The 21,096-nt window shown below is 59.5% G+C and carries 25 protein-coding genes; 18 read left to right on the plus strand and 7 right to left on the minus strand.

Annotation, left to right across the window (positions count from 1 at the left end):
* Positions 1–39: 39 nt before the first annotated feature.
* The 10 genes from MSNKSG1_RS01725 (at position 40) to MSNKSG1_RS01770 (ending at position 7,559) form a co-directional block, all read left to right on the plus strand.
* On the plus strand, positions 40–357 hold the full coding sequence (locus MSNKSG1_RS01725) for a putative signal transducing protein (RefSeq protein ID WP_008937508.1): 318 nt from the start codon (positions 40–42) through the stop codon (positions 355–357).
* 42 nt (positions 358–399) lie between these two features.
* Positions 400–1,071: an SDR family oxidoreductase gene (locus MSNKSG1_RS01730; protein ID WP_008937509.1), complete on the plus strand. Its 672-nt coding sequence runs from the start codon at positions 400–402 to the stop codon at positions 1,069–1,071.
* On the plus strand, positions 1,068–1,826 hold the full coding sequence (locus MSNKSG1_RS01735) for an SDR family oxidoreductase (RefSeq protein ID WP_008937510.1): 759 nt from the start codon (positions 1,068–1,070) through the stop codon (positions 1,824–1,826). Before MSNKSG1_RS01730 ends, MSNKSG1_RS01735 begins: the two co-directional genes overlap by 4 nt.
* A gap of 5 nt (positions 1,827–1,831) precedes the next feature.
* The gene (gene thpR, locus MSNKSG1_RS01740; protein WP_008937511.1) at positions 1,832–2,398 is read left to right on the plus strand and encodes an RNA 2',3'-cyclic phosphodiesterase; all 567 of its coding nucleotides are present in this window, start codon (positions 1,832–1,834) and stop codon (positions 2,396–2,398) included.
* A 45-nt stretch (positions 2,399–2,443) separates the two neighbouring features.
* Positions 2,444–4,012, plus strand: coding sequence for a bifunctional GNAT family N-acetyltransferase/carbon-nitrogen hydrolase family protein (locus tag MSNKSG1_RS01745; protein WP_008937512.1), 1,569 nt, complete (start codon positions 2,444–2,446; stop codon positions 4,010–4,012).
* A gap of 96 nt (positions 4,013–4,108) precedes the next feature.
* Positions 4,109–4,501 (plus strand): hypothetical protein, encoded by a 393-nt coding sequence (locus MSNKSG1_RS01750; RefSeq protein WP_040886519.1) that lies wholly within the window; start codon positions 4,109–4,111, stop codon positions 4,499–4,501.
* 17 nt (positions 4,502–4,518) lie between these two features.
* Positions 4,519–5,127 carry an ABC transporter ATP-binding protein gene (locus MSNKSG1_RS01755; RefSeq protein WP_008937514.1) on the plus strand — a complete coding sequence of 203 codons (609 nt, stop codon included), beginning with the start codon at positions 4,519–4,521 and terminating at the stop codon, positions 5,125–5,127.
* Positions 5,114–5,917 carry an ABC transporter permease gene (locus MSNKSG1_RS01760; RefSeq protein WP_008937515.1) on the plus strand — a complete coding sequence of 268 codons (804 nt, stop codon included), beginning with the start codon at positions 5,114–5,116 and terminating at the stop codon, positions 5,915–5,917. The genes MSNKSG1_RS01755 and MSNKSG1_RS01760 overlap by 14 nt, the downstream gene beginning before the upstream one ends.
* Positions 5,918–5,925: 8 nt before the next feature.
* Positions 5,926–6,918, plus strand: coding sequence for a CobW family GTP-binding protein (locus tag MSNKSG1_RS19560; protein WP_008937516.1), 993 nt, complete (start codon positions 5,926–5,928; stop codon positions 6,916–6,918).
* Positions 6,918–7,559, plus strand: coding sequence for a class I SAM-dependent methyltransferase (locus MSNKSG1_RS01770; protein ID WP_008937517.1), 642 nt, complete (start codon positions 6,918–6,920; stop codon positions 7,557–7,559). The genes MSNKSG1_RS19560 and MSNKSG1_RS01770 overlap by 1 nt, the downstream gene beginning before the upstream one ends.
* A 22-nt stretch (positions 7,560–7,581) precedes the next feature.
* On the opposite strand, the gene MSNKSG1_RS01775 is transcribed toward MSNKSG1_RS01770, so the two are convergent.
* Both MSNKSG1_RS01775 and MSNKSG1_RS01780 read right to left on the minus strand, forming a co-directional pair.
* Positions 7,582–8,565, minus strand: a complete 984-nt coding sequence (locus MSNKSG1_RS01775; RefSeq protein WP_008937518.1) for a PA2778 family cysteine peptidase — start codon at positions 8,563–8,565, stop codon at positions 7,582–7,584.
* Between the two features lie 12 nt (positions 8,566–8,577).
* Positions 8,578–8,979 carry a PA2779 family protein gene (locus MSNKSG1_RS01780; RefSeq protein WP_008937519.1) on the minus strand — a complete coding sequence of 134 codons (402 nt, stop codon included), beginning with the start codon at positions 8,977–8,979 and terminating at the stop codon, positions 8,578–8,580.
* 224 nt (positions 8,980–9,203) lie between these two features.
* Here MSNKSG1_RS01780 and MSNKSG1_RS01785 point away from each other — a divergent pair, with 224 nt between their 5' ends.
* From MSNKSG1_RS01785 to MSNKSG1_RS01795, 3 genes are read left to right on the plus strand one after another with little or no spacing between them, the layout of a single operon-like run.
* Positions 9,204–10,850: a serine/threonine-protein kinase gene (locus MSNKSG1_RS01785; RefSeq protein ID WP_040886520.1), complete on the plus strand. Its 1,647-nt coding sequence runs from the start codon at positions 9,204–9,206 to the stop codon at positions 10,848–10,850.
* Positions 10,847–11,605 (plus strand): PP2C family protein-serine/threonine phosphatase, encoded by a 759-nt coding sequence (locus MSNKSG1_RS01790; protein ID WP_008937521.1) that lies wholly within the window; start codon positions 10,847–10,849, stop codon positions 11,603–11,605. The genes MSNKSG1_RS01785 and MSNKSG1_RS01790 overlap by 4 nt, the downstream gene beginning before the upstream one ends.
* A gap of 10 nt (positions 11,606–11,615) precedes the next feature.
* Entirely contained in the window at positions 11,616–11,966 is a 351-nt protein-coding gene (locus MSNKSG1_RS01795; protein ID WP_008937522.1) for an FHA domain-containing protein, read from the plus strand.
* Positions 11,967–11,992: 26 nt separating this feature from the next.
* Here MSNKSG1_RS01795 and MSNKSG1_RS01800 read toward each other — a convergent pair whose 3' ends face one another.
* The gene (locus MSNKSG1_RS01800) at positions 11,993–12,736 is read right to left on the minus strand and encodes a glutamine amidotransferase (RefSeq protein ID WP_008937523.1); all 744 of its coding nucleotides are present in this window, start codon (positions 12,734–12,736) and stop codon (positions 11,993–11,995) included.
* A 143-nt stretch (positions 12,737–12,879) separates the two neighbouring features.
* On the opposite strand from MSNKSG1_RS01800, the gene MSNKSG1_RS01805 reads away from it, so the two are divergent.
* Positions 12,880–13,485: a CAP domain-containing protein gene (locus MSNKSG1_RS01805; protein WP_040886521.1), complete on the plus strand. Its 606-nt coding sequence runs from the start codon at positions 12,880–12,882 to the stop codon at positions 13,483–13,485.
* 57 nt (positions 13,486–13,542) lie between these two features.
* Here MSNKSG1_RS01805 and MSNKSG1_RS01810 read toward each other — a convergent pair whose 3' ends face one another.
* The gene (locus MSNKSG1_RS01810) at positions 13,543–14,280 is read right to left on the minus strand and encodes a YebC/PmpR family DNA-binding transcriptional regulator (RefSeq protein WP_008937525.1); all 738 of its coding nucleotides are present in this window, start codon (positions 14,278–14,280) and stop codon (positions 13,543–13,545) included.
* A gap of 240 nt (positions 14,281–14,520) precedes the next feature.
* Between MSNKSG1_RS01810 and MSNKSG1_RS01815 the strand changes: the two genes are divergently transcribed.
* Entirely contained in the window at positions 14,521–14,970 is a 450-nt protein-coding gene (locus MSNKSG1_RS01815; protein ID WP_008937526.1) for a hypothetical protein, read from the plus strand.
* Positions 14,971–15,009: 39 nt separating this feature from the next.
* On the opposite strand, the gene MSNKSG1_RS01820 is transcribed toward MSNKSG1_RS01815, so the two are convergent.
* The 3 genes from MSNKSG1_RS01820 to MSNKSG1_RS01830 form a co-directional block, all read right to left on the minus strand.
* Positions 15,010–15,810 (minus strand): oxygen-binding di-iron domain-containing protein, encoded by an 801-nt coding sequence (locus MSNKSG1_RS01820; RefSeq protein WP_008937527.1) that lies wholly within the window; start codon positions 15,808–15,810, stop codon positions 15,010–15,012.
* Positions 15,811–15,955: 145 nt separating this feature from the next.
* A complete protein-coding gene (locus tag MSNKSG1_RS01825) occupies positions 15,956–16,384 on the minus strand; it encodes an SRPBCC family protein (protein WP_008937528.1) in 429 nt (142 codons plus the stop codon).
* Between the two features lie 94 nt (positions 16,385–16,478).
* Positions 16,479–17,399, minus strand: a complete 921-nt coding sequence (locus tag MSNKSG1_RS01830) for an AraC family transcriptional regulator (RefSeq protein WP_008937529.1) — start codon at positions 17,397–17,399, stop codon at positions 16,479–16,481.
* A gap of 116 nt (positions 17,400–17,515) precedes the next feature.
* Between MSNKSG1_RS01830 and MSNKSG1_RS01835 the strand changes: the two genes are divergently transcribed.
* The 3 genes from MSNKSG1_RS01835 to MSNKSG1_RS01845 all read left to right on the plus strand — a co-directional run bounded on the left by MSNKSG1_RS01835 (position 17,516) and on the right by MSNKSG1_RS01845 (position 21,084).
* Positions 17,516–19,009, plus strand: a complete 1,494-nt coding sequence (locus tag MSNKSG1_RS01835; RefSeq protein WP_008937530.1) for a CoA-acylating methylmalonate-semialdehyde dehydrogenase — start codon at positions 17,516–17,518, stop codon at positions 19,007–19,009.
* A 98-nt stretch (positions 19,010–19,107) separates the two neighbouring features.
* Positions 19,108–20,274, plus strand: coding sequence for an acyl-CoA dehydrogenase family protein (locus MSNKSG1_RS01840; RefSeq protein ID WP_008937531.1), 1,167 nt, complete (start codon positions 19,108–19,110; stop codon positions 20,272–20,274).
* A 30-nt stretch (positions 20,275–20,304) separates the two neighbouring features.
* Positions 20,305–21,084, plus strand: coding sequence for an enoyl-CoA hydratase (locus MSNKSG1_RS01845; RefSeq protein WP_008937532.1), 780 nt, complete (start codon positions 20,305–20,307; stop codon positions 21,082–21,084).
* The last annotated feature ends 12 nt before the right edge of the window (positions 21,085–21,096 follow it).

Genomic DNA, 21,096 nt, shown 5'->3' on the forward strand with positions numbered 1-21,096 from the left:
ACAAGCGCTGCCCCTGAATGTCACAGAAGGAGTGGAGCTTTGCAAATTGCTTACCGGGCCAGGGATATCACCGAGGCCCACATCGTGGCGGGTTTTCTTGAGGCCCATGGCATCGAGACACACGTTGGTGGCCACTATCTGCAGGGCGCCCTGGGTGAGATTGGCACGGCCGGTTTCAGCAACGTCCACGTCGCCGATGATGATTTCTACCGCGCCCGGGAACTGGTCCTTGAATATGAGGGGGATCGCCCCACAAGTAGAATCACAACAGCCAGGGAGGACAAGCCGGACCGTTACGCCCGCTGGTTCCTGTTGGCACTCATCGTGATTGTCTGGCTCCTGATCCGCATGGATTGAAACTGCGAACGCATCAACCTGAATCTGAAAACGGAGGGAAGCATGTCCATATCCGGTGTGGTAGTTGTGACCGGTGCAAACCGGGGCGTGGGGCTGGAATTGGCCCGTCATTACGCCCGCGAGGGGTGCGAGGTGGTTGGCGTTTGCCGGCAGTCCTCCGAGGAACTCAATGAGATAGCGGCCCAGGTGATTGAAGGCGTGGATGTCACCACCGACTCCGGCATCGAGACGCTGCTTGCCGGATTGTCCGGAAAAACCGTCGGGTTGCTGATCAACAATGCCGGTCTCCTGCAGGACGAAGAGCTGGGGTCGATTGACTTCGATTCGATCCGTAAGCAGATGGAAATCAACGCCTACGCACCGCTGCGGGTGGCCGAGGCACTCGTGCCCCAGATGGGGGAGGGCGGCAAGATCGCCAACATCACCAGTCGGATGGGTTCCATCGCCGATAACGACTCCGGCGGTCGCTACGGTTACCGGGCGTCGAAAGCCGCGCTGAATGCCTTTGGCCGATCCCTGGCCATGGATCTCAGGCCACGGGGCATCGCCGTGGCCCAGCTTCATCCCGGCTACGTGAAGACCCGCATGGTCAATTTCGGAGGCCTGATCACGCCCGAGGAATCGGCCAAAGGGCTGGCCGCACGCATTGAAAACCTTTCCCTGGAAAACACCGGTTCCTTCTGGCACAGCAACGGCGAGGCGTTACCGTGGTGAACGAATCCGGGGAACTGATACTGATTACCGGCGGCGCCCGCGGCATTGGCCGCGGGCTGGTGAAGCATTTTGCCGACCGGGACCGGTTCGTGGTGTTCTGCGACACAGACCGGGAGCAGGGCGAGGCGTTGCAGGAAGCCTGCGGCGAGAACGTCAGGTTTGTCTACGCGGATGTGTCTCAGGAGGAAGACGTCAGGGCCCTGCTGCGGGCCACCCTTGCCTGGAAAGGCCGCCTGAACGGTGTGATCAATAACGCTGGCATTGCCGACCCGGAAACAGGGCCCATCGAATCGCTGTCGCTGGCGGACTGGCAACGGCGACTGGATGTGAATCTCACCGGCCCGTTCCTGGTCACCAAACACGCTGTGCCCCATCTGCGTCAGAGTCGGGGCAGCATCGTCAACATGGCGTCGACGCGAGCGCTTCAGTCGGAACCGGATACCGAAGCCTATGCGGCCACCAAGGGCGGTATTGTGGCCCTGACACACGCGCTGGCGATGAGTCTGGGGCCGGACATCCGGGTGAACAGCATCAGTCCGGGGTGGATTGATACCCGGGCCTGGCAGCGGGAGTCGGAGCCGGTCTCGCCTTTATCGGCTGCCGATCACCAACAACATCCCGCTGGTCGTGTCGGGGAACCCCGTGACATTGCCGGGCTGGCGGAATTTCTGCTGTCGGACGCGGCCGCCTTCATTACCGGCCAGAATATCGTGGCGGATGGTGGTATGACCCGAAAAATGATCTATCAGGACTGACGCTCGTGCGCCGGGTGTTTTTTGGTCTTGAGGTGCCGTTTTCGGTCAAACAGCGGCTTCTGGCTGTGCAAACGGATATTAATGGAGCGCGCTGGCAGGGCCGGCACCAGCTGCACCTCACACTGGCGTTTATCGGCAGTGTGGATGACGCGGGCCTGGAGACTCTTCGTCGAGCCGCCTGCAGGGTAACGGCACCCGCCTTCGAACTGAGAGTTCAGGGGCTGGGAGTGTTCGGAAAGCCGGACCATCCCCGTAACCTCTGGGCGGGGATTAGCCCAGAGCATCCGGTGATCGAACTCCACGAACGGCTGACTGACAGCCTGTCCGGCGCGGGATTCGCCCAGGAGAAGCGCCGATTCCGGCCGCACATTACCGTGTCGCGTTTTCGAAGGAATGCCGGCTCGGTCGCCTCCCTGCTCGACGCCCATGGAAGCACCGGTTTTGGTGCCATGGCAGTGACCGAATTCGTGCTCTACGAGAGTACGCAGGGCGCCGGTGGGTCAGTATATACCGTGCTTGATCGCTTTCCCCTCACGCCCTCGCTTGACGAAACCGATCCCTCCGGCCAATGATGATCGCATACCGGTGCGCCTGCCGGAGCCTGTCTTGAGGTTCGTATGTGTCCACCTTTTTCCGATCCGGATCAACGCCTGTTCGTCCGCAATGCCACCCTTGCCGATATTCCGGGCATCATTGACCTGAGCCGGCGGGTTTATGAAGGGACCGGCATGTATGGCTACACCAAAGGTCCGCTCACCGGGCAGATCAACACCTTCCCGGAAGGGCAGTTCGTCGCGATGCTTGGCGATACGGTGGTGGGTTACTGCGCCACGTTCCGGATCGGTGGTGAGGTTGCCCTGTTACGTCACGATTGGACGTCCATCACCGGCAATGGCTATGCCTCCCGGCATGACCCGGAGGGGGACTGGCTCTATGGGATGGAAGTGTGTGTGGATCCCGAATGCCGGGGCTACCGTATTGGTGAGCGCCTGTACAACGAGCGCAAGCAGTTGTGCCAGCGCTTGAACCTGCAAGGGGTGGTGTTTGCCGGGCGTCTGCCGACCCTGCGCCAGCGGCTTAAGAAGTTCGGCTCCATCGAAGCCTACGTGGAAGCGATCAAGGCCAAGGAACAGAGGGATCCGGTCCTGTCGTTCCAGTTGCACCAGGGGTTCGAGGTCCACGATATCATTCCCCATTACCTGGATGCGGATCACGACTCCATGGGGTACGGCATTCATCTTGTCTGGCGCAATCCGAAAGTCCCCCAGAACGGCGATGCCGGCAAACGCAAGCGTTACGGCCAGCGAATTCCGGATACGGTGCGTATCGGGACCGTTCAGTACCAGCAGCGGCCGGTGGCATCGTTTGATGAGTTTGCCGAAATCGTCCGGTATTTCGTGGACGTGGTGGCGACCTACAAGGGCGACTTCGTGGTGTTTCCGGAACTGTTTACGCTCCAGTTGCTGTCCATCGAAGCCCGGAAGGGCAGCCCGGCAGAGACGTTTGCGGCGGTGGCCCACTATGCCGACCGGTACCGGGAACTCATGCGGGACCTGGCACTACGCCACAATATCAATATCGTCGCGGGCTCCACGCCGGTCCGTGAGGACGATGGCACCATCCGCAACATGGCCCACGTCTTTCTCCGCGATGGTCAGGTGTTCACCCAGCCAAAAATCCATCCCACACCTAATGAAGCCTACTGGTGGAACGTTCGGGGCGGCAACCGGGTCAATGCCATCGATACCGACTGCGGCCCCATTGGCGTTCTGATCTGTTATGACGCGGAATTCCCGGAGCTGGCCCGGCACCTGGTTGATCAGGGTGTCAGTATTCTGTTCGTGCCTTTCTGCACGGATGAGCGCCAGAGTTACCTGAGGGTCCGTTATTGCTGCCAGGCCCGGGCGGTGGAGAACCAGATCTATGTCGTGCTCTCCGGCAACGTGGGGAACCTGCCCAACGTGCCCAACATGGAAATCCAGTACGGCCAGAGCTGTATCCTCACACCCTGTGATTTTCCCTTTGCCCGGGATGGTATTGCCGCCGATACGGAAGCGAACGTTGAAACCGTGGCGTTTGCCGACCTCAGGCCGGAAACCCTGATCACCGCAAGGAACAGTGGAACGGTGAAAAACCTGCAGGACCGCCGGCACGATCTCTATTCCGTCAACTGGCGCGGGGAGTGAGGCCTGACTGGTACTTGAACCCTGTCTCTGCCATATTGTTGCCGATCTCCAGTTTTCGGCCGGTGGGCTATTAAAAACAATGAATTAAGAGGGTTCATGGAAAAGACTCGAATGACGATTGTCGCGGTGACAGGCATCGCGCTGTTTTTCCTCGCCAATTATCTCTGCCGCTTCCTGCTGGGGTTCACCGGCTTTCTGGCGACGCTGATCATTGCGGCTGCCATTGCTGCCTACATGGGGTTTTCCGTGATCCGGGTACTGCAGCGGATGCCGTCGCCGGCCGAGAAATCCCGTTTGCTCTGGCTCTATGGTGGCTTTCTGGGGGCGTTGTTTCTCGCATTCACGGTCTGGCTGTTCATGGGGGAAGGTTACGACAGTGTGGTTCTCGCCACCCTTTTCCTGCATTACCTGCCATATCCGGCACTTGCCCACCTGTTTCTGTCCGACGGTGTTCTGGAACGCTTTCCGGGGCGGAAAAACCGGAACTGAGCTGCAGGGGGCCCATTTTGAGCAGGCTTCGACTGGCACAAGTCGCCATTGGCAATCTTCGGGATGTGTCCCTTGAGGTGGCCGATGGCGAGGTTGTCTGCCTCTCCGGTGCCTCCGGGAGTGGCAAGAGTCGGTTGCTTCGGGCAACGGCCGATCTCGAACCTCACGAGGGTGACGTCTTTATCGGTCAGGATGAGCAGGGCAGCATGCCCGGCCATGCGTGGCGCAGACGGGTTATGCTGGTGCCTGCAGACAGCCAGTGGTGGTTCGACGACGTTGGCGCTCACTTCCCGTCCCGGGCCCGTGAAACCGTTCCGGAGTGCCTTGGCCTTGGTCCGGATGTGATGCAATGGCCGGTTGGTCGTTTGTCCTCCGGAGAACGTCAGCGCCTGGCACTCTGGCGCGCGCTGTCGATGGCGCCGGAAGCCCTGTTGCTTGACGAGCCTACCGCCAACCTGGATGACACCATGACCCGTGCGGTGGAAGACTGGTTGCTGGAGGAAACCCGGAATCGGTCACTGGCGGTACTCTGGGTTGCCCATGATCGTTCTCAGATCGGACGGGTGGCCCGTCGCCATTATCGTATCCACGGATCCGTGCTGGAGCTGGCCGATGGAAGTGATTGACCTGGCCTGGTGGAAGTTGGTGCTTGCCGCGCTGCTTATCCTTGCACTGGCGGGCGTGAGCCTGTTGGCGCGATTGGGGATAACACGCAGCCTGTTGGTGGCCAGTGCCCGCACCGGTATACAACTGACCCTGATCGGCCTTGTGCTGGAGGCTTTGTTCGCTTCCGGCCGGCTGTACTGGGTTGCCTTGCTGGCCACCGTCATGCTGCTGGTCGCCGGCCGGGAGGTTATGGCCCGACAGCAGCGACGACTTCGGGGGCCCTGGGCGTTCGGGCTGGGCACCGGTGCCATGTTCGTGTCCTCGTTTTCGGTGACGATTCTGGCCCTGACCGTGGTCATCGGCCCGTCGCCCTGGTACGAACCCCAGTATTCGATTCCCCTGCTGGGGATGATGCTGGGCAATACCATGACCGGGGTGGCCCTGAGCCTGGACCGGCTGAACGATGCCGTATGGCGACAGCGTGCGGTGATCGAAAACCGGTTGATGCTCGGGCAGCCCTGGCGAGAGGCGGTCGAGGACATCCGTCGGGATGCCATGCGCAGTGGTATGATGCCTTCCATTAACGCCATGGCTGCTGCCGGTATTGTCAGCCTGCCCGGGATGATGACCGGCCAGATCCTGGCCGGTTCGCCGCCCTCCGTTGCCGTGAAATACCAGATCCTGGTCATGCTGATTATTACGGCCGGCACCGGGTTTGGTGCCCTCATGGCGGTGTCGTGGGGCAGTCGGCGTCTGTTTGATGAGCGCGAACGGCTGAGGCTGGAGCGCCTGGTGAAAACGAGCGGCTGAGGTCCACGATGTCCCAACACTCCCGAGCCATTCCGACCAACCTGATCCTGGGCTTCCTTGGTGTCGGCAAGACCACCGCGATCCTCGATCTGCTCCGGCACAAGCCCGAGGGCGAGACCTGGGCGGTGCTGGTCAACGAGTTTGGTGAAGTCGGTATCGATGGTGCCCTGCTCCAGAACCAGGGCGCTGTTATCAGGGAGGTGCCGGGCGGTTGCATGTGCTGTGTTGCGGGGCTGCCGATGCAGGTGGGGCTGAATCAGCTGATCCGTGCCGCCCGGCCCGACAGATTGCTGATCGAGCCGACCGGTCTGGGGCATCCCGCGCGCATTCTCGAGACACTCACGGAAGACACCTACCGGGACACGCTGTCCATCGGGCCGGTCATCACGCTGGTGGATCCGCGAAAGCTTGAGGATCCCCGTGCTCTGGACAATGTTCAGTTCCTGGATCAGATCGCCGCCGCTGATATCCTGGTGGCCAATAAAACGGATCTGTGTACGCACGAACAGCTTCGTCACTTCGACGAATGGGTCGCATCCCGGGGACAGACTGAGAGACCGGTCTTTCACACCAGCCACGGGAAACTCTCCCCGGACTGGCTGAACGGTCAGAGTCAGTTCTTTGCCGTCAGTAGCCCAGGCGCCCATCACGATCATGGATCGGTGCCGGCCCCGGAGCCCTCGGCGGATATCAACGAAGAACCCTGGCAGTGTGTAACCAGTCGGGGGCAGGGCCATGCCAGCATTGGCTGGCGCATTCACCCCGAATTGATGTTCAGCGAAAGTGCCCTGTTGTCCCTGGCCATGGACGATCGCGTGGTCCGCTTCAAGGCGGTCGTTCACACAACCGAGGGCTGGCGCGCCATGAACGTGGTTGAGGGCGCTATGACCGTGGTGCCGGCGGAGCCGGGAGATCTCAACCGTATCGAACTGATTGCGCCCGGCCAGCTGGACGCGGCGGAGTTGGATGTGCGGATTCGCGCCGCCGCAGGGCTGGATTGATGCCGCTGTTATGTCCGGTGTGTGAGCAGGGGCAACTGACGCCGTTTTGTGAGGTCGGTGCGCACGCCTACCTCCGATGCAGCGTCTGTGAGGCGACCGTGATGGCACCAGAGTCGCGGCTGTCGCCGGAGCAGGAGAAACAGGTTTACCAGCTCCATGACAACGACGTGGAGGATCCGGGCTACCGGCGCTTTCTGTCAAAGCTCTTCGAGCCACTGGTCGAGCGGTTACCGGCTGGAGCTGCGGGACTGGATTTTGGTTGCGGGCCCGGCCCGGCACTGGCACGGATGCTGGCTGCTGAAGGGTTTTCGATGGCGCTCTTCGATCCTTTTTTCTATGACGATGAGTCGGTACTTGAGAGCACTTACGATTTCGTTACCTGCACCGAGGTGGTCGAACATCTGCATCAACCTGCCAGGGTATTCCGGCAGCTAGAGGGACTCCTTAAGCCCGGTGGCTGGCTGGGTGTCATGACCTGTTTCCAGACCGACGATAACCGTTTCGCAAACTGGCATTATCGCCGGGATCCGACCCACGTGGTGTTCTATCGGGAGCGCACGTTCGCCTGGCTGGCCGAACGATTTGGCTGGCAGATGGAAGTGCCGAGAAAGGACGTCGTGCTGTTTCGAAAGCCCCGTTGAAGGACCTCGCCGTTATAGCGCTTTAACGTGGCGGTGTCGGGCAGGCGGGCAGGGTGGGGCAGTTGTCGGATGTCCCGGATGATTCTCCGTCGAGCCCTGTGTCGTCAAATGTGTTGGGCGCCAGTGCCTGGGCGCAGTCCAGAGCGTCTTTTGCGCCGCTGGGACAGTTGGCCTTGTCGAGGGCGAATGCCAGGTTATTCCAGCCTTCCGGGCGTTTCGGGAAGTGCTGGACTGCCTGGAAGAAGCCGGAAACCGCGCCGGTCCAGTCTCCTTCGCTGAAACGAAGGTTTCCCAGAGCCATCCAGGCGGCAAATTCGTCGGGCCAGGTGTCGGTGGCGAGCACGTAAGCTTTGTCCGCAGCAGCGATGTGGCCGGTCGCCTCAAGGTCGTGTGCCGCTCTCAGGTAGGACAGGGGCTTTGCCGTAGCGGGCAGGGTGTCCGGCGGCAGTATGACAACCGCCCAGCCATCCGCCCGTTGCCAGGTGGCGGAAAACGTCTCGTACGCCATCGCATAGTGCTGCCGGGTATCGGTATTGAGGATCACGGTCTTGTCATGGCTGTTGAACCCGACGACCACCGCAAAATGCCATTGTGGCCACCAGTCGAAGAGCAGATTCTGCATCACAAGAACCGGGTGCCCCTGGGTAACTTCGGCAAATACCGCTTTCAGGTCGTTGTCGATCGGATAGACCACCATGTCGTGGGCGCGGGCCGTCGCGACCATCTCCACCTGCAACGATCCGGTCCGTTCCGGAATGTAGACCAGATCCTTGAGTTGCTCCGGGGTGGTATCCAGCCCCTGGGCATTCAGCATCATGGCCAGAGAGGCGGGACCGCACTGGTATTTTTCCTGTGGGTAAAAGGGGACATCGCCGAGCAGCTCGGACGACTGCTGGTCACCCGTTGAAGGCTGGAGATCGGGCCAGGGTGGCGCTGTGGCGCAACCAGCAAGCAGGACCACCGTGAATAACGCGGTGATCCTGCAAGCGAGCTTCAGGTAGTGCATTGATACCTGTGATCAGCGGACACAGTGTACGAACGAGAACACGTTGGTCGCACAGAGCATATCGGTAATGATAAAGACCAGCAGGAACAGAACGATGATGCCAACGACGCCTTCACCCGCTGGCGCTTCGGCGAGTTGCTGATTGAAATCCGCCAGTTCCGCAGGCGTCAGGTTCTGGATGCGTTCCGCAACGCGGTCCTTGCTGACGCCCATCTGGGCGAGCTTGTCCTGCACTTCCTGCTTGTCCAGCATGCTCATCAGCTGCTGGCGGTCGACACTGGCCTGCTGCTGTTGAATGATCTCGGCAGTCCCGACCATCCGGGCCTGGGCGCTTGTCGAGAAAGTAGTGGCAAAGGCCAGCATGACAGCCATCACCATGGAAACCTGCTTCAGATAACTGCGGATCTTGGACATTTCAGGCTCCTTCTTTCATTTTTTCGATGAGTGACAAGGTCTTACTATAGCACGTCATTTTCCGTGGCCGGGTTCCATCCGATTTTCGGGGATTCACCGGTTGTTTTCAGCGTGACTCTGATCTCACGTGAACAAACCCTTACAAAAAACGCCTCTTTTCATATATCGGTTTGCGGTCAGCCTTTCTAAACTTGTCAGATCAATTGTTTACGTTGAAGTTACCTGTGAATCCGTCATCCAGTCTGATATCCAGTATTTTCAGTCTTCGTTCGCTCGTGGTGGCTATTGCCGCAGTCTTCGCCGTGGCCGGCGATCAGATACCGATGGTCAGCTGGCTGGACCGGCTGCTGCTGAATGTGCTCGGCTCCAGCGAGGGGGCGGAATGGGGCGCGATTGCCCTCGACCAATGGCAGTCGGTCCTGGCAGAGCGCGGTCTCGCCCAGCCGGCCTGGGGCCACCTTTCGGTTCAGGGCGGGCTTGTCTTTGCTGCCGCCTATCTGGTGTTCGCCGTGCCCGCGATGGGGGCAGCGGTGGCGCTTCCGGTGACGCTCCTTCTGGGCGGTGGCCTGGTGGTGTTGCAGGCGGCAATGATGTTTTACCACAGTCTCTGGTTGCCGTTGGGCGAGATCAACACCCTGCTGGTTGTGGGATACGTTGTGATGCTGTTCTGGCTTCAGCCCCACCGTCGGATTCGCGCACTCACCGACAATGTCCTTGATGCGCGATTGAAGCTCGGACAACTCTTGCTGAGCCAGGGGCAGACCGACGAGGCGCTGGCAACCCTGAGGTGGTGTCCCGAGAGTGAAGATACCCTCGAGCTGCGTTACCAGATAGCGCTGCAACAGGAACGTAAGCGCCAGTACGACAAGGCCCTGCAAACCTACCTCGAAATCAATGATCGCAAGCGTAAATTCCGCGATGTGCCGGACCGCCTGGAGGCGCTACAAAAAGTTGCGGGGGAGGCCACGGTGGTTCACACCGGCGGGTTTGAGGCCACGCGGACCCTGGTGATGCCGGATCAGGCGGTAAGTCGGCCGACACTGGGCCGGTATGAAATCGTCCGGGAACTGGGCAGGGGAGCCATGGGGGTCGTTTACCTGGGCACAGATCCGAAAATTTCCCGAACGGTTGCCATCAAGACCCTGAGTTACCAGAGCTTTGACGGCAAGGAACTGCAGGAACTCAAGGGGCGGTTTTTCCGCGAGGCCGAGGCGGCAGGGCGCCTGAACCATCCCGCGATCGTGACCGTCTATGATGTCGGCGAGGAAGCCGACCTTGCCTATATTGCCATGGATTACGCCGAGGGCCGGCCGCTGAGTGACTTTGGCCGGGCCGGGCGGCTGCTTCCCCTGGGAACGGTCCTGGAGGTAATGGCGAGAGTCGCCGATGCGCTGGCGTATGCCCATGAGCAGAAGATTGTTCACCGCGACATAAAACCGGGCAACATTATCTACAACCCGGACACGGGCGGGATCAAGATCACCGATTTCGGCATTGCCAAGATCACCGATGATTCGGTGACCCGAACAGGCAGTGTCATGGGAAGTCCTCTGTACATGTCGCCGGAGCAGCTGAAGGGCCAGAAGGTAACGGGTGCTTCGGATATCTACAGCCTGGGGGTGACGCTGTTCAAGCTGGTGACCGGGGAAACACCTTACCAGGGCGATACCCTGGCCAACCTGACCTACCAGATTCTGAACAAGCGGCCGCGCAGTGCCCGATCCATCAACGCTGACCTTTCGAACGGTGTGGTGCGTCTGATCAACAAGTCGATTCAGCGTGAGCCAGACAAACGGTTCGGATCAGCCTCTGAAATGGCCGAGGCCTTGCGGCGCCTGGCCGCCCGGGAAGGCAGGGAGGTTGCGTCATGATCGAGCTGGATATCGCCGGGCTGTCCCATACCGGGCGGGTGCGTCGCACAAACCAGGACCGGATTGCCTGGGAATCCAGTCCGTCCGGCGAACAGGCATTGCTGGTGCTGGCGGATGGTATGGGCGGGCACCAGGGCGGTGAAATCGCCAGCAACCTTGCCGTGAATGCCGCTATGGAAGCCCTGACACCGTGTCTTTCGGCCTCGGTGGATCCGGCATCTCCGGATTTTGTGCGCGAGCGCCTTGATGCGGCGTTTTTGCTCGCCGCGGAACGTGTCCGCGAAGGGCAGATCTCGGAGCCGGAGCTGGCAAAAATGGGGTCGACCCTTGTGGTGGTTTGGAGCATCGGCGCGACTGCGTTCATCGCTCATGTGGGTGATTCCCGTTGCTACCTGTTTGGTGCCGACCAGCTGCAATGCCTGACCCGGGATGACACGGTCGTTCAGAACATGATCGAGGATGGCAGTATTACCGAAGAGGAGGCGCCCCGGGTTCCTTTCCGGAACGTACTCACCCGGGCGATCGGCGCCTCCGACGATGCCACCCCGAGCTTCCGTACCCAGATTCTGGCGCCCGGAGACGGCCTCCTGTTATGTTCGGACGGCTTGCCCGAAGCCGTTCCGGAGTCGGAATGGTTGGGACTGGTAGACGACCGGCAAGACGCGCAGGAGCGGGTGGATGCACTGTTGGATCAGAGTCTGGACAACGGTGCCGGAGACAATGTCTCCATGATTCTGTTGATGTTGAAGAACTGAGGAACTGAAAATGGCTTCGCTTTCCCAATTGGTGGACAACGTTGTGGTCAACACCTTTGAGCTGCAGCAGCCGGTGATTCGCATCGGACGACGACCGGACAACAACATCTGTATTGATGAGATTTCCGTGAGCGGTCAGCACGCGGTGATCGAGGTTGTCCCGAATGCCTATCTCGAGGGCACCGTGGATTTTTATATCGTGGACAGCAACAGCACCAACGGCACGTTCGTCAACGATCTCCGGGTGGAAGGCCGGCAGCGCCTGAACAGCAACGACATGATCCGCATCGGCTGGAACGAATTCCGGTTCATCGACGAGGAAGAGAATGCGCTGGAGAAGACCGCCTACATTCTGGATTGAGCGGGCGGTCCTGACGATTTCAGTATTCAGTCTTTTTTCATTTGAAGAACCAGGTCTGAGAATTGCTGCAGCAAGCCGCTCGCTTCCGGGGCAGGGGCAAGCTCTGCCTTCAACCGGTCGATGTCCAGTCCTTCCCTGGTCAGCTCCGGAGACTGGACGTCCAGATAGGCGCCCATAATGGCCTCGGTGAATTCCGGATGAAACTGTACGCCCCAGGCACACTGACCGATCCGGAATGCCTGATGGGGCTCGAAGGCCGATCTGGCCAGCAATACAGCTTCCGGTGGCAGGCGAAGCACCGATTGGCGATGGGTGAGCTGGGCCGGAAACGTCCTGGGCAGGTTGGCAAACAGCGGGTCCAGATCCGAGGCGGCAAGCCGTTCCACCTGCTTGGTTCCGGTTTCCCGGCCATCGGGGTGGTAGCCGACCTCTCCCCCGAACGCATGGGCCAGGAGCTGGTGTCCATAGCAGACTCCCAGTAAAGGCACGCATTCCGCGACGGCCTGGGCCAGCCAGTCCGCCGTGGCTTCACTCCAGGACTCGCGATCACTGACCATGGCCGGGGAGCCGGTCACGACGATGCCATCCCAGTTGCCGGGAGCGTCCGGAGTTTCGCCCGCTGCGACATCGACCACCGTGATGTCGAGGTTCCCGGAAAGTGCCCGGATGAACCACGCTTCGAAATCCCCGAAACGCGATTTTATGTCCGGGTAAGTTGTACCGGTTTTGATGACCGCAACACGCGGATCCTTCTTGGTGTTCAGTGTCATTAGGATTTGATCCAGGCAGTTTTTTTCATTCTACAGTCATTGTGTAAGTGATTGTATATTCGGAGATCTGATCGCAATTTTGAATCGTTTTATCCCGTACTTTTCATAGCCTACCTTCACGCTTCTCCAGTATGGGATCGAATATGTCAGCCAGGAATGTCCGGATCGTGTTTTGCGTCGTCGCAGCAGCTGCATTGGCGGGCTGTGGCGGGGGTGGTGGTTCCGGTGCCGATACCCAGTCGTCGTCCTCTGCGGTTTCCGATGAAGTTCAGTCGAATACGACCAACAAGGCCCACCCGACCACGATCATGGTCGATGGCTGTGCCGTCGAGGAATACCAGGCGGCAATGCTGGAGTATGTGAACGCCGCTCGCAGCAAGGCCCGGTCTTGTGGCAGCGAAGACTTCCCGCCCGCTCCTCCGGTGCAGTACAGCTGCGCCATTCAGGGTGCTGCCACCGAGCACAGCCAAGACATGGCGACGAACAACTTTTTCAGCCACACGGGTTCAGATGGACTTCGGGTGGGTGACCGGGTGACGGCAACCGGATACGACTGGTCTGTCGTTGGAGAGAATATTGCGGCCGGGTACGATCAGGTAGATGGTGTGATGAAAGCCTGGCTGGAGAGTCCGGGACACTGCCGTAACATCATGGACGCACGATTCCAGGAATTTGCGGTGAAGCGGGTGGACACCACCACCGCCGACTACCCGAACTACTGGACTCAGGTTTTTGCCGATCCCCGCTAATCGACGTTCCCCGGGACGGCCAGACACAGTGCCATCCCGGGGAAGCGGTCACCGCATTCAGGCCTCGCTGGTCGACTCGGCAACTTCCGCGTTGTGGAAAACGTTCTGGACATCATCAAGATCGTTCAGCATGTCGAGGAACTTCTCGAACAGGGCAACGTCGTCGCCTTCCACCGGTGTGGTGGTCTTGGGCAGGAACTGAATTTCATCAACGTCGAATTCGATGCCTTCGAACGCGCTCTCCAGGGCCTGTTTGGCTTTCGCGTATTCGGTGTTGGGCGTGAACACCGTAATGCGACCCTCTTCGTTCTCAATGTCCGTTACGTCCACATCTGCATCCATCAGGGCTTCCAGCACGGCTTCTTCGTCCTGGCCCTGGAACGCAAAAATGGCGCAATGGTCGAACATGTGAGCGACGGCGCCCGGCGTCCCGATCTTGCATTTGGTCTTGGTGAATGCAAGGCGTACGTCGCCAAACGTCCGATTCGGATTGTCTGTCAGACAGTCGACGATCACCATGCAGTTACCCGGGCCATAACCCTCGTAGCGTGCGGGGGAATAGTCCTCGCCGGCTCCGCCTTTGGCCTTGTCGAGCGCCTTTTCGATTACGTGAGCGGGAACCTGGTCTTTTTTCGCCCGGTCGATCAGGCCTCGCAGTGACAGGTTGGCCTGGGGATCGACGCCGCCGGACTTGGCGCACATATAGATCTCGCGCCCGTATTTGCTGTAAACCTTGGTTTTCGCCGCAGCCGTCTTGGCCATGGATTCTTTGCGGTTCTGGTAGGCTCTGCCCATCTGACCTGCCTCTTATAGCTGTTCTGTAAAAGCGGGGATTTTACTCAACAAAACGTTCCGGGGACAGTTCCTGGGTTGGATTAAGGATTTTTTATTCCGCACAAAAGTTGATCAGGAGCAGGTTCTGGCTATTCTCGTGGAATTAGGATTTTCTCAGTGACGCGAAGTGGCTGGACGGTCATTTCGCAGGTTCGCGCAGTTCCCGTAGCCGGGGATTTTCGGGCTGATGAGGATGTCATTATGAAAGTTCTGAACGGATTTTTTTCAGCGGTGCTGGTGATGGCGCTGAGTGTGCCTGTAACCGCGGTGTATGCCCAGGACCAGGACCAGGACCGTTTGCAGGATCGCGACCAGACCATGGATCAGATGCGGGACCAGATGCGGGATCGTGATGGCCAGCCGATTGCAGGCTACAACCTGATGACCGAGCAGGAGCGACAGCAGTTCCGGGACAGGATGCGGTCAATGAATTCGATGGAAGAGCGCCAGGCCTTCCGGCAGCAGCATCATGAACAGATGATGGAACGAGCGCGGGCCCGGGGCGTTGAACTGGAAAAATTGCCGCCGACGGCAGCCGGCCAGCCCAAAGGTAACGTTAAGGGCAAGGGCATGGGTGGCGGTATGGGCAATGACGCCATGGGGGGCGGCCAGCCCTGGAAACAGAAGTCCTCGGGCGGTGGCAATAAGTAAGAACGGTGCGGCAGCCACACGGCTGCCGCCGTATCCGCGTTAAATAAAGTCGGTCGGTGGCATGTAGTTGTCTTCGGACATCAGGTCGATGCCGCAGGGGACATCCGATACCCAGCTCAGAAAACGGTCGACCATGGCCGGCCCTTCAAACCGCTTTCCGTGTTGCGGCACGATCATGTCAACGTCCAGATTACGAACCATGTTTGCCCAGAGCTTGCAGACCTTGCGGGACGCAATATAGCGCTTGTGAAAGCCGATCATGCTCGGGATGTGGCGATCAAAATCCTGCACCGGCAGGTGGTCGTCCGGTCCGCCCATAGAGGCTCCAAGATCGCCGGAGAAGAGAATCTTCGACACCGGGTCATAGAACTGGAGGTTGCCGACCGAATGCATGAAATGGGCAGGCAGGCAGCTGAGGTAGGAGTCGCCGAACGGTACCCGGGCGCCGGCATCGGGGATGCTGACAATTCGGTCGTAGACGCTACCGCTTAGCTGGTTGGTGACATAACTGGACACCAGGTGCGGAAGGAAACGTGACCACAGCCGGGATGTCACGATTTTTGCCCGTGTGTGCACGATCCAGCGGTCAATGGCACCGATGATGTCCGGATCCTGGTGGGAGGCAAATACGTAGTCCATATCCCGAATATTCATGTACCGGGATGCGGCGACGGACAGGGGGGTATAGGTGAGATCGCCACCCGGATCGATCAGCGCCTCATGTTTACCGTCAACGACGAGAAACTGGTTGGACTGGACGCCCTCTCCCGTAACCAGGGAATCGAACATCAGGCATTTGTGGTGTCCGTTATCAAACAGGACGATGGGTTCGGCTGCCATTTTGGTCTCCCGCAAGCGTGATTGCCCGGCAACGTAGCCGGATATTGCAAACAGGGCGGGAGATTACAGAATCGGTATCGGCAGCCGGTTGCCTCAAATCAATTCTCTGACATTCATCAAGTAACGATTTGTTGCCCGGCCTGGTTCAGGCTAGTTTGGGTACACGCTTGATTCCCCTGCGAATTCCCTGCTCAAGGGCAGAGGAGACCACCTTGCCGGTAAAGGGGATGATATCCTCGAAACTGATGGTATATTTCACGCGGGTCTTGCCGTCCCGGGTATCTTCGAACCAGATCCGACCGTGATGATGACGGATCGGGCTCATGCTGGTCAGGCTGTATTCGATCAGAGAGTCAGGCTCGAAGCTCAGGACGGTTTCTTCAATTCCGATCGGGCCAATGCCGATCTTGCGGACCGACCCTATGCCATTGGGATCGGCCTGGTCGCTGTCACGGATCCGTTTTACCGGGGCCCCAAGAAGCTGGCCGAATCTCTGGTGATCGGCGAACAGGGCGAACACTTTCCGTCGGGGTACATCGAAGGTTTCATCAATTTCAATCGTATACCGGGCCATGAGAATCACTCTTGTTATCTTTGGGAATCCCCAAGCCTACCCTGTGTTCGCCGGCAACAAAAGGTAAAAGCCGGTGGCGGCGATACTCTGGCCCTCAGTGACGGGGTGTGTGTCGATAGTCCCGGGGTGACTGGCCCATGACCTTCTTGAACAGCCTGGAAAAATAGTAGGCATCGTCGTAGCCGAGCCGTCGGCTGATGTCGGCGAAGCTGAGATCCGAGGTGTCCAGCATCTGGCAGGCGCGCTCCACTTTCAGGTGGAGGAAATGCTGAATCGGCGAGGTGCCGGTCTGCTCCCGGTAGCGGGTGGCGAAGTGGGCCGGGGAGAGTCCCGCCAGTTCCGCGAGCTGTTCCAGGGTGATGCGCTCATCCAGGTGTTCGCGCATGTAATTGTGGATGGTATCCAGTTCGGCCCGGCGCTCGTGGCTGGTTTCGTCGGCGTTGAGCGGAACGGCGGCCAGGAGCTGTCGCAGCCGGTTGGCGGCATGAATCAGCCCGCGTGCCCGGAAGCCGGTCTGGCGGACGGACAGCAGCCCGTTGAAATCGACCAGCAGTCTTGGCTGGCGACCGAGATGTCGGATCCGGTTACTGCCATCAAATCCCATGTAGTTTCGGAAATCCTCTGCCAGAGGACCGGTGTAATGCACCCAGTGGATGCTCCATGGATTGTCCGGGTCGGCGGTGTAGCGGTGGTTGGCCCCCGCAGGGAGCAAAAGCAGGTCTCCGGCTTCCACGGTATGGGGCTCGCCGAGCACATTCAGGAAGGCCTTGCCATCCGTGCAATAAATCAAAAGATTGTCTCGGTGATGCTCCCGGTGCATGTGATGTCCGGCGGCCTTGCGGTAATGGCCGAACGCCAGCGGGTACAGCTCCCGCGTCAACGGATGATCGGCCATCAGGCGGACAATGGGATCGGGCACCACATACCGAATGCTGTCGGGAGGTACCGGCCACTGGGAGGTTTGGGTGCTTGCGGTGTTCTTCTGCCAATCGCTCATCGAAAAATAGTCCATCATGGGCGAAATTTAGTCAATCACTCTTTGCGACTGCGCGTGCTAGTCTTTTTTCAATCGTGGCTGGAACCCCCGGGTTGCAGCTGGCTTCCCTCATAACAACAAACAGGGATTTCACTATGAAAAAAGTACCTCTTTACCTCGCCGGTGAATTTGTCCAGAGCCATACCAAGGACTGGATCGACGTCACCGATCCGGCCACCAATGATGTGATTGCCCAGGCTCCCTGCACCACCCATGCGGAAATGGAGCAGGCCATCAAATACGCGAGCGAAACCTTCAAAACCTGGAAAGAAGTGCCGGTCTCCGAGCGCGCCCGGGTCATGCTTCGCTATCAGGCCTTGCTGAAAGAACATCACGACGAAATTGCCGAAATCCTGTCCCAGGAGACCGGCAAGACGTTTGAAGACGCCAAGGGCGATGTCTGGCGCGGTATCGAAGTGGTTGAGCACGCCGCCAACGTGGCATCCCTGATGATGGGCGAGACTGTTGAAAACGTGGCCCGCCAGGTGGACACCCATTCCTGGATCCAGCCGCTGGGCGTATGCGCCGGTATCACCCCGTTCAACTTCCCGGCCATGATTCCGCTGTGGATGTTCCCGATGGCGATTGCCTGCGGTAACACCTTTATCCTGAAGCCCTCCGAGCAGGATCCCCTGACACCGATGCGCCTGGCCGAACTGTTCGAGCACGCTGGCGCACCGAAGGGCGTTCTTCAGGTGGTTCACGGTGGCAAGGAGCAGGTGGATACCCTGCTGACCGACCCGGCCATCAAGGCGGTTTCTTTTGTCGGCTCCGTACCTGTCGGGCGCTATATCTACGAGACTGGCACCCGTCATATGAAGCGTGTCCAGAGCTTCGCCGGCGCCAAGAACCACATGGTGATCATGCCGGATGCCGACAAGCAGCAGGTTATCAATGCCCTGGTCGGTGCCTCTGTAGGTGCGGCCGGTCAACGTTGCATGGCGATTTCCGTGGCGGTATTCGTCGGTGAAGCCCAGCAGTGGATTCCGGAACTGAAGGAAGCCATGGCCAAGGCCCGTCCGGGTGCATGGGACGATTCCGGCGCCAGCTATGGCCCGATCATCAGTGCCAAGGCCAAGGATCGCATCGAGTCGCTGATCGCCACCGGTGAGGCCCAGGGGGCCAAACTGCTGCTCGACGGTCGTGGATGCACGGTTGAAGGTCTGCCGAATGGCAATTGGGTGGGTCCGACCCTGTTCAGCGACGTCACCCCGGAGATGGACATCTACAAAGAGGAAATCTTTGGTCCGGTACTGTCCTGCGTGAATGTGGACCATCTGGCGGATGCGATTGAACTGATCAACCAGAGCCCATACGGTAACGGCACCTCCATCTTTACGAACTCCGGTGGTGCGGCCCGTCGCTTCCAGCACGACATCGACGTGGGTCAGGTCGGGGTTAACATTCCCATTCCTGTGCCCCTGCCGTTCTTCTCTTTCACCGGATGGAAGGGGTCCTTCTACGGCGACCAGCATGCCTACGGCAAGCAGGCGGTGCGTTTCTACACTGAAACCAAGACGGTCACGTCCCGCTGGTTCGACACCGAAGGTACTTCCGCGGAAGCCAACTTCTCCATCCAGCTTCGTTAACAGCGTTGAGGGTGAGACCTTGGGCCGGTCGTCAGGCCGGCCCCTTCTTTTTTGGCTGAACGGCCACCCTCGAAATACGAATCGACAGGAGCCCGGTAGTGGACTTTGACCTGACTGATGATCAGAAGGCGTTCCGGGATGCCGCACGCGCCTTCGCCGAGAAATCCATGGCGCCCCATGCCGCCCAGTGGGACGAGGAACATATTTTTCCCGTCGACGTGATGAAAGAGGCGGGCGAAATGGGTTTCATGGGCCTGTACACCCCCGAAGCCCTCGGCGGGATGGGGCTCAGCCGTCTGGACACCTCGGTCATTGTGGAAGAGCTGGCAGCGGCCTGCCCCTCCACAGCGGCCTTTATCACCATTCACAACATGGCCACCTGGATGGTTGCGAGTTTTGCTTCGGAAGAACTCCGGCAGGACATCGTGCCGAGTCTCGCCAGTGGCGAAAAGCTTGCTTCCTATTGCCTGACCGAGCCGGGTGCGGGTTCCGACGCTGCCAGCCTCCGGACCCGTGCGGTCCGTGATGGCGACAGTTATGTCATCAATGGCAGCAAGATGTTCATCTCCGGCGCCGGCAGCACCGATATTCTGGTTCTGATGGCTCGTACCGGTGATCCGGACAGCGGCGCCAGAGGCATCTCCACGTTCGTGATTCCGGCCGATGCCGAGGGCATCTCCTATGGCAAGAACGAAGAGAAGATGGGATGGCACAGCCAGCCCACCCGCCTGGTCAGCCTGGAAGATGTCCGGATTCCGGCGGGCAATCGCGTGGGGGAGGAAGGTGACGGCTTCGCCATTGCCATGAAAGGCCTGGACGGAGGGCGGCTGAACATCGCTACCTGTTCCCTCGGCGGTGCCCAGGCGGCACTGTTGCGTGCCCGCAATTACCTGCACGAGCGGGAACAGTTCGGGAAGCCGCTGGCGGCTTTCCAGGCGCTGCAATTCAAACTGGCCGATATGGCGACCAACCTGGTCGCGGCGCGGCAAATGGTACGCCTTGGCGCCTTCAAACTGGACAAAGGTGACCCGGAGGCCACGCTTCATTGCGCGATGGCCAAGCGGTTTGCCACGGATGCCTGTTTCGATGTGGTCAACGAGGCGCTGCAACTGCACGGCGGCTACGGGTACATTCGCGAGTATCCCCTGGAGCGCTATCTCCGGGATCTGCGGGTTCACCAGATTCTTGAAGGCACCAACGAAATCATGCGTGTGATCGTGGCTCGCCGCCTGCTACAGGACGGTGTGGTCGAGGCCATCCAATAACAATGTAACACCGCAAACAGGAGATAACAGATGAGCGATCCCATTCAGCTCGAAAAACGTGGACACATTGCGGTTCTGACCATGAATAACCCGCCGGCCAACACCTGGACGGCAGATTCCCTGAACCTTCTGATCGAGATCGTCGAGAACCTCAACGCGGACAAAGACATCTTTGCCCTGGTTCTGACCGGGCAAGGTGAGAAATTTTTCTCCGCCGGGGCGGATCTGAAAGCCTTTGCGGATGGCGACAAGGCTAACGCCAATTATCTGGGGCAGCTTTTCGGTCAGGCCTTTTCGGCGCTGACGGCTTTCCGGGGTGTTTCCATCGCTGCGATGAACGGCTACGCCATGGGCGGTGGCCTTGAGGTCGCCATGTCCTGCGACATCCGCATCGCCGAAGAGCACGCCCAGATGGCCCTGCCGGAAGCAACCGTGGGCCTTCTGCCTTGTGGTGGTGGTACCCAGAACCTGCCCTGGCTGGTGGGTGAAGGCTGGGCCAAGCGCATGATTCTGTGCGGCGAGCGAGTGAAGGCAGACAAAGCCCTCGAAATCGGACTGGTTGAAGAGGTTGTGCCAACCGGTAAATCGCTGGAGAAGGCGCTGGAGCTGGCGGAAGGCGCCTGCGGTCAGAGCCCGTCTGCCGTTGCCCGCTGCAAGAAGCTGGTGATGAGCGCCCGGGATGGTCGAAGCCATGAGGACGGCTGGCGCATGGAGCGGGAGCTGTTCGTCGAGCTGTTCTCCACCGAAGACCAGCGGGAAGGCGTCAACGCATTCCTCGAAAAACGGAAACCGGAATGGAAGAACCGGTAAGTCCGGCGTGGG

This window comes from Marinobacter santoriniensis NKSG1 (assembly GCF_000347775.1).
GTDB lineage: Bacteria > Pseudomonadota > Gammaproteobacteria > Pseudomonadales > Oleiphilaceae > Marinobacter > Marinobacter santoriniensis.